General features: G+C 39.9%; 13 protein-coding genes and 1 tRNA gene. 1 reads left to right on the top strand and 13 read right to left on the bottom strand.

All coding sequences use genetic code 11. The features are described from left to right. Nucleotides 1-79 precede the first annotated feature (79 nt). The 8 genes from nusA to prmB all read right to left on the bottom strand — a co-directional run bounded on the left by nusA (nt 80) and on the right by prmB (nt 7,681). Entirely contained in the window at nt 80-1,618 is a 1,539-nt protein-coding gene (gene nusA / locus AAHF87_RS07165) for a transcription termination factor NusA (RefSeq protein WP_342147818.1), read from the bottom strand. 13 nt (nt 1,619-1,631) lie between these two features. Next, a complete protein-coding gene (gene rimP / locus AAHF87_RS07160; RefSeq protein WP_342147817.1) occupies nt 1,632-2,090 on the bottom strand; it encodes a ribosome maturation factor RimP in 459 nt (152 codons plus the stop codon). 145 nt (nt 2,091-2,235) lie between these two features. Then, nucleotides 2,236-2,312 (bottom strand) — tRNA-Met (locus tag AAHF87_RS07155). A 159-nt stretch (nt 2,313-2,471) separates the two neighbouring features. Next, nucleotides 2,472-3,491: a hypothetical protein gene (locus AAHF87_RS07150; RefSeq protein WP_342147816.1), complete on the bottom strand. Its 1,020-nt coding sequence runs from the start codon at nt 3,489-3,491 to the stop codon at nt 2,472-2,474. A gap of 172 nt (nt 3,492-3,663) precedes the next feature. Further along, complete coding sequence (ankH, locus tag AAHF87_RS07145; RefSeq protein ID WP_342147815.1) at nt 3,664-5,070, bottom strand: Dot/Icm T4SS effector AnkH/LegA3; 1,407 nt, start codon at nt 5,068-5,070, stop codon at nt 3,664-3,666. Nucleotides 5,071-5,073: 3 nt separating this feature from the next. Continuing rightward, nucleotides 5,074-5,580, bottom strand: coding sequence for a hypothetical protein (locus AAHF87_RS07140; protein WP_342147814.1), 507 nt, complete (start codon nt 5,578-5,580; stop codon nt 5,074-5,076). Nucleotides 5,581-5,697: 117 nt separating this feature from the next. Continuing rightward, the gene (locus AAHF87_RS07135) at nt 5,698-6,720 is read right to left on the bottom strand and encodes an aspartate-semialdehyde dehydrogenase (protein WP_342147813.1); all 1,023 of its coding nucleotides are present in this window, start codon (nt 6,718-6,720) and stop codon (nt 5,698-5,700) included. After that, nucleotides 6,704-7,681, bottom strand: a complete 978-nt coding sequence (prmB, locus tag AAHF87_RS07130; RefSeq protein ID WP_342147812.1) for a 50S ribosomal protein L3 N(5)-glutamine methyltransferase — start codon at nt 7,679-7,681, stop codon at nt 6,704-6,706. The genes AAHF87_RS07135 and prmB overlap by 17 nt, the downstream gene beginning before the upstream one ends. Before the next feature lie 126 nt (nt 7,682-7,807). Here prmB and AAHF87_RS07125 point away from each other — a divergent pair, with 126 nt between their 5' ends. Continuing rightward, nucleotides 7,808-8,161, top strand: coding sequence for an Hpt domain-containing protein (locus AAHF87_RS07125; RefSeq protein WP_342147811.1), 354 nt, complete (start codon nt 7,808-7,810; stop codon nt 8,159-8,161). Between the two features lie 133 nt (nt 8,162-8,294). Here AAHF87_RS07125 and rplQ read toward each other — a convergent pair whose 3' ends face one another. From rplQ to rpsM, 5 genes are all read right to left on the bottom strand, one after another. Continuing rightward, complete coding sequence (rplQ, locus tag AAHF87_RS07120; protein WP_342147810.1) at nt 8,295-8,675, bottom strand: 50S ribosomal protein L17; 381 nt, start codon at nt 8,673-8,675, stop codon at nt 8,295-8,297. Nucleotides 8,676-8,695: 20 nt separating this feature from the next. After that, nucleotides 8,696-9,739: a DNA-directed RNA polymerase subunit alpha gene (locus AAHF87_RS07115; RefSeq protein ID WP_342147809.1), complete on the bottom strand. Its 1,044-nt coding sequence runs from the start codon at nt 9,737-9,739 to the stop codon at nt 8,696-8,698. A gap of 11 nt (nt 9,740-9,750) precedes the next feature. Beyond that, on the bottom strand, nt 9,751-10,371 hold the full coding sequence (gene rpsD / locus AAHF87_RS07110) for a 30S ribosomal protein S4 (protein ID WP_342147808.1): 621 nt from the start codon (nt 10,369-10,371) through the stop codon (nt 9,751-9,753). A 69-nt stretch (nt 10,372-10,440) separates the two neighbouring features. Continuing rightward, nucleotides 10,441-10,893 carry a 30S ribosomal protein S11 gene (rpsK, locus tag AAHF87_RS07105; protein WP_342147807.1) on the bottom strand — a complete coding sequence of 151 codons (453 nt, stop codon included), beginning with the start codon at nt 10,891-10,893 and terminating at the stop codon, nt 10,441-10,443. A 45-nt stretch (nt 10,894-10,938) separates the two neighbouring features. Continuing rightward, nucleotides 10,939-11,298 (bottom strand): 30S ribosomal protein S13, encoded by a 360-nt coding sequence (gene rpsM, locus AAHF87_RS07100; RefSeq protein WP_342147806.1) that lies wholly within the window; start codon nt 11,296-11,298, stop codon nt 10,939-10,941. Nucleotides 11,299-11,526 lie beyond the last annotated feature (228 nt).

Below are 11,526 nucleotides of genomic sequence, written 5' to 3'. Positions count from 1 at the left end.
TTCTGAATGTGTATTGTTGCTGCTTACCTATCGAACTTTAATTTTTTTTTATAAAAAATAATAGCTCTACTTTTGACTCCTATTTTTTCTCTTCGGCAAACCAAGGAGCACGTGCAGCCATGATTAACTTACCCGCTGTTTCACGATCTAATTCGATAATATCTAACAAATCATCGACTGCCAACTCGGCTAATGCCTCGCGTGAGGAAACACCTTTTTTAGCTAATGTGACTGCTATCTCTTCGGTAATTCCTTCTAAAGAAAGTAAATCTTGATGCGGCTCTAAAAATTTACCCTGTTCAGATATCGTCGATTTTTGCTTAGCAGCAGCTTGTGTCGCTAACACTTCTTTAGCACGATTTTGCAGCGTCTCTACTAACTCTGGATCAAAATCTTCAATATCTAATAGCTCTTGCTCTGATACATAAGCAATTTCTTCTAAACTGGTAAATCCCTCTCGCGCTAACATCTGTGCTATTTCTTCATCTATGGCAAGTTGTTCCATAAAAAGATTTTGTAAACCTTCCGATTCTTTAACCACTTTTTTGGCCGCTTCTTCTATAGTGATAACATTAATTATCCATCCGGTTAGTTCACTGGCTAAACGTACATTTTGACCATTGCGACCAATGGCTTGTGATAATTGTTCCTCTTGTACAGCTACATCCATCACCTTGGTATCTTCATCCACCACGATAGAAGCCACCTCAGCAGGCGCCATCGCATTTATAACTAATTGAACTGGGTTATCATCCCATAACACTATATCAATTCGCTCACCAGCTAATTCACTGGAGACGGCTTGTACTCGCGCGCCACGCATACCAACGCAAGCACCTATCGGATCAATGCGACCATCATTGGTTTTAACTGCAATTTTTGCACGTGAACCAGGATCACGCGCGGCGCTTTTAATTTCAATCAACTCTTCGCCAATCTCCGGCACTTCTATCTTAAAGAGTTCAATCAACATTTCTGGGCGTGTGCGACTTATTAATAACTGAGGACCTCGCACTTGCGGATTCACGGCATATAAATAGCCACGCAAACGATCATCAGATCGTACTTCTTCACGGGGTATCATTTCCTCGCGTGGAACAAACGCTTCTACGCTTGCGCCTAAATCCACGATCAAACCTTCTCGTGTAATACGCTTGACTATTCCTGATAACAATTCACCAATACGACTGGTATAGGCCTCGGCTATCTTAGCGCGTTCGGCCTCTCTGACCTTCTGGATAATGACTTGCTTTGCCGTTTGCGCTGCAATACGGCCAAACTCCACCGAAGGCATATGCTCTTCTACCACGTCCCCAATTTGGCTATTTGGATCACGCTTTTTAGCTTCGCTTAATAGTATTTGTTTTAAGGGCTCAAAGGGGATATGAGCATCTCCAAGATGACTCGCCACAGTTTCATCCGCAACGACTGTCCAGTAGCGAAAAGTATCGTAGTCACCGGTGCGGCGATCGATAGCCACTCGGACATCGATATCTTCACCTGCTTTTTTCTTGGTAGCCATCGCTAAAGCGGCTTCTATCGCTTTAAAAATTAACTCTTTATCAACATCTTTTTCGTTAGATACCGTCTCTGCCACTAATAAAATTTCTTTTTTCATAGCCTGCCTCCGGTTATTTATTCATTTCAGGCAATACATTCGCACGCAAAATATTGTCCCACGTTAACACTAATTCCTTCCCATCCTGGCTTAACACTATCCCAGCTACTCCTACTGATTGTAAAAGACCTTTAAATTTACGTTGATTATCGATGGGCGTGTGCGTAGCAACACGCACCGTATGACCAACATAACGCTGAAAATGCTTCTCTTTAATAAGGGGTCTATCTAAGCCCGGAGAAGAAACTTCTAAGTTATAACGTCCTAATAAAGGGTCTTCCACATCCAATAATGCACTAATTTGGCGGCTTACCCGTTCGCAGTCAGCGACGGTAATACCTTTTTCACTATCAATATAGATACGCAATACACTTTGTTGACCTTGTGTCAGATAGAGGCAGGCCCATAACTCATAACCCAGGGCTTCAACCGTCGGCAATATCTTTGCTTCTATCGCTGAATTGTTTTTCATCGTCTACGCTCTTCGCACTTGTGAATATAAAGCCACTCAATGCGCACACCCCCGTGTATGGGCTAATACACTCCTGGCTGCTGATATTTAGCGCTAGTCTAGTCAAAATAAAAAGCCCCATAATGGGGCCTCTCGCACAATAAATTGGTAGCGGGGGTAGGATTTGAACCTACGGCCTTCGGGTTATGAGCCCGACGAGCTACCAGACTGCTCCACCCCGCGATAGCGGCACAGAGTATACTCCATTCGATGCGGTAATTACAATGGGATAAATTATTCTAATTAAGTATTGATAACACAAACAATTCATCTGGTTTAGCCGAGAAATAAGCTTAAGCTTAAGGGTTGTAAGTATGCACATAACGTTCGCTCACCGCTATCTCAGTCGCTATAAAAAGAAAAAACCGAAGGATGAGAATGATGAAGATTCAATGGCGTATCTGTGTGGGCTTCCTGTGCTCGGCGTGACGTGAAAAATTGCCAAAGATAACTGCGAAAACTATATAGCCGTAGAGGTTTATATAAAGTAGCAGGCCATTGATCCAACATGACTTGGCCTGAGAAAAGTTGATATAATTTTATCTTCCAAATGAAAATCGGCGTATCTGCCTGCAGAGATTCCCAAGATTGCTGCTTTAAAATTCGTAAATTTACATTAAGTAAAGGTCTCAAGGTTTGCAACTTCTTATTGACGATATAGGCATTACTACCACCTAAGCTGGCTACAACTAGCACGGTAGATTCATTTTCTAGCCCTAATTTAAGCTCCTCTAACGTAGAATTATATTTTATGAAATTTCGATTCTTAGGTAAGGGTTTATCATAAAGATCACTCAATTCTTTCCGCAAGTTAGCAGGAGCGATTTGTCTTAGACTTTCGATACTTCGCCGTAGATTTTGGACTATATTCTCTAAACACTCAGGCACATAAAGCGTTTGTGCAAAAAAATTCAAAAAACATTGTTTACTAGAAAAACCCAAACTTAGTGCCGTAAAATTCAAACTGTAATGATAAATGTAATAGTGAATAGTCGATAATTTATGATTTTTTGCATTAAAATTTATCTGATTAGTGATTTTCCCAAAAAAATTATTTCCTACCAGCCTAATTAACTCAGGTTCGGAACTGTTTTCAAAATCATACAAAGTTACTTTTTTCCCACAAAGATTTGATTTTGCAATGACGAGTTGCAACTTTCTTTTAGAAGAGTATCCATATTGATTTAAAAACTCTTTAATACCGAGTTTGCATAACTCATGGTAAAAAGCCTTCCAAGTTAGATCATAAATGGATTTTTTATTAAATTGGTTTACCTTACTAACCCAATTTTCTCTGTATCTTTGTTTCGTATCTCTTTGGGTAAAAAAACTGCGACGCCCAGTGGTCATTTCCCTATTCATCTTTCTGTTCCTTAGTATTCAAAACCTCTGTTTTCTGTAGCGTATAAAATATTAATCGTCATTGCGAGCACCGTAGGTGCGCGGCAATCTATGGATGGCCACGGCCTCACTGACGTTTCGGCCGCGCCATGACGGATTCGTTAATTTTTATACCACAGAGAGAAAACCATTGTTATAAAAATTCTCGGCTGATACCACAAGCATCTAGCAAGCCAATCAAGTTTTTTCCCTGCACAGTTTTATTTAATTGCCAATATACATTCAAGTAACTTTTTAGCAAATAATTATAATCGTCTAAAGTTAAAATTTTTAATATGGCTTCGGCTTGTTTTAGACTACTAAGATTTAGCGTCGACTTTTGGAATAAAATGGCGGCTAAAATAGTCGCTTTAGTGGCTCCTCGAACTTTATTGCTATAATAAAACCCTTGTATACATTCCTCTAAGGCACGATCTTTATCCCAGGTTTGCCAATCCTGAAAAAAACCTAAAGCTTGCTGTTGATATTTTTCAAAATCAGAAACTAATTGGCCTTTAGTACCGACTCCAGACAGCAAAAATAATATACCTGCAATACTTGCTTCGATATTTGCCCAAGAGCAATTACCGATAACTTGACCCTGAAGGGGTAGGTTTGCAACAGTGACTAAACCCAAGTGACGATGTATCCCTTGAGTTAGAAACTCACGAGATAGGCGTGTATAAATTAATTGTTTGCAAAACTCATTATTCCAAGCATAGGGATGCTGACATTCATAGATAACAATACTGCCTTCTCGATGGCTATTCTCACCCCGATCGCAACGAACTAACCAATTTTTATATTTAATCAATGCAATGGCATGGCCTTCATAAGCGATGGGTAATAACAGTAATTCTTGATCTAACAAGGCATCGATACTATGCGTGTGATCCTTAATATTAATCGTATAACGCTGATATTTTAGTAATGCCTGCGCGTTAGAAAATGCGGCAATCAATTTTTCTAAATTGTCGAAGTAAGGCCGCAAATGGCGTGAAGAAAAATTATTCTGATAGCGACGCAAAGAATTGAGTATGACGTCGAGTGTAAACTCTAAAAAAAATCCTTCGTAATTTATCTCTATAAAACGTCCTGCGCCATTAACAATATCGACCTGACCTACCAATTCATAACGATGTCCGAGTAATTTAGCTTGGATAAAGTCTTGAGCAAATCCTAATTTAGCACCATATCGATAAAGTAATTTTTTTAATTCATTTTGCTGTCTCAATAAAGGATAAACTAAAACAGGCTGTCCCGCGCTGGTATAAGCATTAGCATCGGCTTTATTTGCAAGTAATAATTCACATAAAGCTAAATTGTGATTATCGACTGCCCAATGTAATGCAGTGCGACCCGTGGTGTCGGCATTATTGATATCGGATCCATATTCTAATAATAACTCAACAACCTCTAGCTTATTGGCAATCGTCGCCTCTATTAACGGTGAGAAACCATACTCATCAGTTTCTTCTATATCCGCCCCCGCTTGGATATACCGCTCTACACCATTAAGTGTACCAAACAAAATTTCGTGAGCGAAAGTAGGCTTTAACATCTATTATCTAGCAAGCGTTACACTTTTGCTTGCACCTAAACCAAGATTTTTTTGTAACCGTAATTGATTTTCTAGGCGTTTTTCGGGAAATTTTTTACTAGCCTCGGAATTCTCCGTAGGATTTGCACTTATGGAAGGATCATCACCGCTAAACTGCTGACTATTCGCTAATAAGGGATGTATCTGGGGCGATTCTCCAAAACCACACGAGCGCGAATTTTTCTTACCCAACAAATTGTTAGGGTCTTCTGATAAAGGACAGGCAGCAAATTTTCTCTGTCCATCTACACGCTGTCGGCGTTCCTTATTAAATGCCGCTTGTAGATAGGCCGACAGCTGTTCAACACTCAGCGTCACCGTACCGACGCCGCTGCCATCCTCATCATCATCTTCCTCTAAATTAACGACGGGGTCGATATGCTTTGCATAAAAAAAAGCTTCCATCTCAGTGGAGGAAGGTAGCTCGTCATGTTCAAAATAAGGATTTTTTTTATTTGTATTATCAGTCATATTCGCAACGCTTGGTAAAACCCACTCATGCGGCTATTTTAACCTAGCTTACTCTAAAGATATAGACGTCAAGGGTATACTCCTGAAGCAACGAATTAGACCCCGCTAATAGGTGGCCTATATATAGTGCTCAATCAGTAATTCAGCAATTTGTATGGCATTTAGGGCGGCGCCTTTACGAATATTATCCGCAACGATCCACATGTCCAAACCCAAGGGATGGGAAATATCCTCTCGAAGCCGACCTACCAACACTTTATCGTTATTAGCATGAGAAATGGGTGTTGGATAACCATTATTGGCAAGCTTATCGATAACTAATATACCCGGAGCTTTTTTTAATAACTGCTTGGCCTGGCTAGCAGTTATTTTTTTCTTTGTTTCTATATGCACCGCTTCAGAGTGTCCATGGAACACCGGAACTCTTACCGCGGTGGGGTTCACTTGAATTTCTGCATCGGCAAAAATTTTTTGCGTTTCCCAGACCATTTTCATTTCTTCGCGTGTATATCCATTTTTTTCAAACTCATCAATATGCGGGATAACGTTAAAAGCAATTTGCTGAGTAAATGCTTGTGGCTGCTTAATGGGTAAACCATTTAGTAATTGGCCTGCTTGCTGAATCAGCTCATGGAATGCAGCTTTCCCTGCTCCTGAAACGGATTGAAAAGTTACAACATTAATACGGCTTATACCAACGGCGTCATAGATCGGCTTCAAAGCGACTAACATTTGTATCGTAGAGCAATTTGGATTAGCAATAATATGACGTTTTTTATAAGCGAGTAATGCTTCGGGATTTACCTCGGGGATTACTAAAGGAACATCGTCGTCGTAACGAAATTGCGGCGTATTATCGATAACTAAACAACCCTTTTGCGTCGCTTCTGGAACATATTGAGCAGAAATTGCCGAACCCGCTGTAAATATCGCGATATCAGCTTGCTTAAAATCAAATTCAACTAAATCGGATACGATTAATGGCTGTTTATTAAACTCCATCGTCTCGCCAGAAGAACGTTCACTGGCAAGTAGATAGAGATGCTTAATCGGAAATTTCCGCTGTTGTAAAATATTTAATACCGCTTGACCAACAAAACCGGTAGCGCCAACGATGGCTAAATTAAATTTCTTGCTCATAACGAGTTAATTGCTCTTGGGTTAATAAAAAAATTTCCGCTTCGCCATATTCAAATTCAAGCCAGAAAAAAGGAATTTGTGGATAACGATCAATTAATGCTTTTTTACTATTACCCACCTCTATAATCAAAATACCCTTTTCTTTCAAATATTTTTTGGCGCGCTTAAGAATTTGAGTAACAAAATCTAAACCATCCGCACCCGCAGCCAGAGCCGCAGCAGGTTCATGCTGATATTCTGGCGGCAAACTCGCAATGTCTTCAGCATCAACATAGGGTGGATTACTAATGATAATATCGTAAAGCCGACCACTTAAGTTTTGAAAAAGATCGGAGTGAATTAAATTAATTTGACCTTGTAATTTATGCGTGCCTACGTTAATAGCGGCTACTGCTAATGCATCTTTCGAATTATCAACTGCATCAATACGTGCTTCAGGTAAAGCATACGCGCAGGCAATCGCGATACAAGCACTACCCGTTCCAATATCAAGTATTGTATTGATTCTTTTAGTATCTTCAATCCAGGGGCTAAAATCACGCTGAATTAATTCAGCTATCGGTGAGCGTGGTATCAGCACACGCGCATCGACATAAAATGATAAACCGGCAAAGTTTGCTTCATTCACCAAATAAGCCGTGGGAATACGATCTTCAACACGCTGGCGAATATTTTCTATAAGTAAACGACGCTCAGCTAAGCTTAAACTAGCCGCTAAAAAACATGGATTTAAATGCGAGCCAAGTTTTAGTGTGGATAACACTAAATAAAGTATTTCATCCCATGCATTATCGGTGCCATGACCATAATAGAGATTTGCTTTATTAAATTGGGTAAACCCCCAACGTAATATGTCTTGTAAATGTCTAAATTCTAATAATGCTGCTTTAAGCTCTTCATCAGAAATACAATAAGATAATTTAGCCACAAAGTTTCGACAGTTGAGTAAAATATTCTTCATTTAAACATAGGCCTAAAAGAGAAACAATCAACAGATTTCTCATATGCCTATAAAATGAATGACTCGCTTAGATTAGGCCCAATGAGTAAACTGAAAAATTATATGGCAACTTTGAGGATAATGAATATGGAAAAAAAACCATCCGATCTGCCGATCATGGATAAAAATATAGATAAAGCTTTCACAAAAAATTCGAGCAAAATATTAAAGGAATTACTCGATCTGTTTATAAAAGAAACCCCTATGTTACAAACAGAAATTAATTCTGCTTTTCGAAACCAACAACAGCAAAAACTTGAAGATGTGCTGCATAAATTACTGGGTTCTTGTGTGTATTGTGGATGGTTACGGCTTAAAGTCAGCATCATTGCACTGGAAAACGCCATCGCACAACAAAATTATTCTAACGAGCTATTGGAGCAATTCAATCTAGAATTAGAAGCAGCGTTGGTTAAGGCGAAAGAAATAACACGTTCATAAAACAGTTCTCATGGCGAGACCGAAACGCTGCTGAGGCCGTGGCCATCCATGAATGGCCACGCACGGTGCTCGCAATGACGAAAATGCTATTACAATAGACTGAATAAAAGAGTATCCACTGTTAATTCATTTATTACGATGATTTAGTGTCACTCTCTGTGCGTTCGACAAGTTCAACCATAGCCATAGGCGCACAATCACCGGCACGGTACCCGCATTTCAAAATACGTAAATAACCGCCGGGTCTTTTTTTAAAGCGTGGACCTACGGTATTAAAAAGCGTAGCCACTGCTTCTTTATTACGTATACGATCAAAAGCCAAGCGTCGTTGAGCAACACCATCAGTTTTCGCTAAAGTAATAAGCGGTTCGGCAACTCGTCGCAGTTCTTTAGCTTTAGCTAAGGTTGTACATATAATTTCTTTGGCTAACAAGGAAGTAACCATATTGCGAAACATCGCGGTTCTGTGACTGGTTGTTCGGCCTAATCGACGGCCGGAATTAAGATGACGCATAAAACACTTAGCCCTTTAAATTAATCTTTATTAATATCTTCAGTTTTTTCTAACTTTTCTGCTTCTTCTGCACCTTCTAAAGATTTCTTTAGAGAAGTCAGTTGCTGCAAAGGAACATCCATACCTAAAGACAATCCACGTTTTTGTAAAGCGGTTTTAATTTCCCATAAAGACACTTTACCTAAATTCGGTGTAGATAAAAGTTCTGATTCTGTTTTGGTGACTAAGTCGGCAATACGATAAATATGTTCAGCTTTTAAACAATTAGCCGCTCGTACCGTCAATTCCAACTCATCAACAGGAAGTAATAACATAGGGTTAATATCAACCAGATCTTCCACAACTTCATCTTCTGTTTCATGTTGTAACTCAACAAAAGCATATAATTGTTCTTGTATAATCGTCGCAGCACGACGTATCGCCTCTTCAGGCTCAATAGTACCGTTTGTCTCTAAATCAATCACTAATTTATCTAAGTCAGTACGCTGCTCAACACGCGCATTTTCAACGGAGTAGGTCGCACGTAATATTGGATTAAAACGCGCATCCAATTGTAATGAGCCAACTTCACTCACGAACTGATCATCTGCCTTGCGTAGCGATGCGGGTTGATAACCACGTCCCCTTACTACTTTAAGCGTCATTTTAAACTCTTGCGGTTTGGTTAAATGCGCAATAATAAAATCTGGATTCTTAACTTCAACGTCGTGGGTTAATGTAATATCTCCCGCACGCACAGGCCCGACCGTATTCTTGGTGAGTTCAAGCGTGACTTCTTCTTTGCCATGCATCAGGAAGGCAACGCCTTTTAAATTAAGCAAAATATCGATAATATCTTCTTGTACACCATCTAAACTACTGTACTCATGAAGTACACCTTCGATTTTTGCTTCCACAACTGCGCAGCCTGGCATAGACGATAGCAATATTCGACGCAGAGCATTTCCTAAGGTATGGCCAAAACCAGCTTCAAAAGGCTGCAAAGTAATTAACGCTCTATTTGGCGCAATACTTTGAACTTCGATGGTTTGTGGGGTTAAAAACTTCTTAACATTCGTCGACATGGGCTACCTTCTTACTTAGAGTAATACTCAACGACTAGATTCTCATTAAATTCTAAGGGCAATTCGCTACGCTCAGGAATTAACTTAACGATTCCTTGTAATTTAGTGGAATCCACATCTATCCAAGCAGGCTGAGGTTTTTGCTTCGCAAGTTCTAGTGCGGCTTGAATACGAGTTTGGGCCTTACTTTTTTCCTTAATTTCAATAACATCACCCGCTTTAACTTGGTATGAAGGGATATTAACAATATTTCCATTCACTTTTACGGAGCGATGTGAGACTAACTGTCTTGCTTCAGCGCGCGTCGCAGAAAATCCCATCCGAAATATGACATTGTCTAAACGGCATTCTAACAATTTGAGTAGATTTTCGCCGGTGATCCCTTTACGCTTAGCAGCTTTAGCATAATAAAGTCGAAATTGTCTTTCCAATACACCATAAGTACGTCTAATTAATTGTTTTTGGCGAAACAATACACCAAATTCAGATAATCTGCCGCGTTTGGCGCCATGCATACCTGGAGGCGTAGCTAACTTACATTTGCTATCAAGTGCACGTATACCACTTTTTAACTGTAAATCAGTCCCAAGTCTGCGTGCTAATTTACAAGTAGGACCTCGGTATCTAGCCATTAAATTATTTACTCCAAATTATTAATATGTATACTCTTCGAATTCTTATCATTATGAGTATGTTTTTCTCTAAACTCGACGGCGTTTAGGAGGCCGACAACCATTGAAAGGAATACCTGTAACATTAAGTATTTGTGTGACCTCTATATCTTTGTTCTTCAATGCCATAATCGCTTGTTCCGACCCTTGGCCAGGACCCTTTATCCTAACTTCAACACGTCCCAGGTTATGTTTATATTTAGCTCTATATTTATCGTAGGCTTTTTCTATGGCCTTTTCGAAAGCTACCCGAGCAGCGAAAGCAGTACCCTTTTTAGTACCCTTAAAGTCACAAGCTCCGGCAGATGATATACCTAAGGTATCACCGCCTTTGCGTATACAAATAATCGTATTGTTAAACGAAGTACTCAGATGAACGATAGCATCCGGTATAACCTCTTTACGCTTACGGTGAGCGCCTGCTAAAGCTTTATCGGCCATAGTTAAGGGCGGCTGAGAAGCATGTGAATTGTAATCTGACATATTAATGAATACCTACGCTTATACATTTTATGAGTGACATGGCCATTAATCCTTGCGAATCATTTTACGAGGACCCTTACGCGTACGTGCGTTAGTGCGAGTACGTTGGCCACGGACAGGTAAACCACGACGATGGCGGATACCTCTATAACAGCCTAAATCCATCAAACGCTTGATGCTGATGGAAACTTCTCGCCGTAAATCGCCTTCCACTTTATAAGTAAGAATCTTCTGCCGTATAGCATCTAATTGGGCATCTACAAGGTCCTTAACTTTAGTCTCAGGCGCTATAGCCAAGTCTTGGCATATTTTCCTTGCGCGGGACCGACCAACACCATAGATGGCGGTTAAGCCTATAACGACATGTTTATTTATTGGTATATTGACACCGGCTATTCTAGCCATTTTTCACTCCAAACCCTTAAATTTAAGATATTTCAGAAGGCGCAGTAGGGTATCTCACTCCTGAAAAAAAATCAACAACGCTCACTGGAAAAATATCTTTGCACGCTACAAAAATGCCCGTCATGACAAGACCAAAACGCCAGTGAGACTGCTGCCATCCAAAAAAATCTAAGTTTTTCAACTGGATTGCCGCGCGCCGTGCACTCGCAATGACGAAAAATGCTCAAC

It is taken from the genome of Rickettsiella endosymbiont of Aleochara curtula (genome assembly GCF_964030935.1).
Lineage (GTDB): Bacteria > Pseudomonadota > Gammaproteobacteria > Diplorickettsiales > Diplorickettsiaceae > Aquirickettsiella.
Note: the sequence above shows the minus strand (reverse complement) of the source record. Positions and strands in the feature narration are given on the sequence as shown.